The 936-nt window shown below is 32.6% G+C and carries 2 protein-coding genes; one reads left to right on the forward strand and one right to left on the reverse strand.

The window, feature by feature from the left end; all coding sequences use genetic code 11:
- On the reverse strand, positions 1-406 hold a 406-nt coding region (locus FUA24_RS23660), incomplete at its 3' end, for a MarC family protein (RefSeq protein WP_148545790.1).
- A gap of 89 nt (positions 407-495) precedes the next feature.
- Between FUA24_RS23660 and FUA24_RS23665 the strand changes: the two genes are divergently transcribed.
- Positions 496-936 (forward strand): DUF3109 family protein (locus FUA24_RS23665; protein WP_148545792.1); only part of this gene is annotated, 441 nt, incomplete at its 3' end.

The raw sequence follows: 936 nt of genomic DNA on the forward strand, positions 1-936 counted from the left end.
TAATGTTTTCAACTCTAAATTCTGCTCGTAATGATAGTAAGGTAGTTAAGCTACCAGGGCCAGCAATTAAAGGGAATGCTAACGGAAAAATTGAAGCAGTCATTACATTATTGTCTTCTTCTTTGTAAAGTGTTATGCCTAAAATCATTTCTAAGGCAATAAAAAATAAAATAAAAGCACCAGCAATGGCAAAAGAGTTAACATCAATACCAATGAGGTTTAAAATACTTTTACCCAAAAACAAAAAAACAATCATAATAGCCCCTGCAATAATTGACGCTTTTTCACTTTGAATATGCCCCACTTTTTTGCGTAAATCTATTATAATAGGTATGTTGCCTACAATATCAATTACTGCAAATAAAACCATAAATGCAGTAATAATTTCTTTAAATATTAATTGCATGCTGTATTTATTAAATTTTTTGCAAATGTCGGTATTTAATACAACATTTAGGTGTTAAATTAAATTTAAAGTTTTCTATTTTTGCAGGCATGTTTCAATTAGGAAAAACAATAGTATCAGAAGACGTGTTAAAAAAAGAATTTGTATGTAATTTAAGTGCATGCAAAGGCGCATGTTGTATTGATGGTGATGCAGGTGCACCGCTTGATGAGGCCGAAACCAAAATACTTGAGGATATTTACCCAAAAGTAAAGCCCTTTCTACGTAAAGAAGGTATTGAGGCTATTGAGCGCCAAGGTACTTTTATAACTACTGAAGATGGTGAGTTGGAAACACCATTAATTGATAATGCAGACTGTGCTTACGTGATTTTTGATGAAAATAACACGGCACTTTGTGCTATTGAAGAAGCTTATAACCAAGGTGAAGTTAGCTGGAAAAAACCTGTATCTTGTCATTTATACCCTATTAGGGTTACAGATTACACCGAGTTTTCTGCGGTTAATTACCATAAGTGGCAAATATGTGAT

This window comes from Seonamhaeicola marinus (assembly GCF_008085455.1).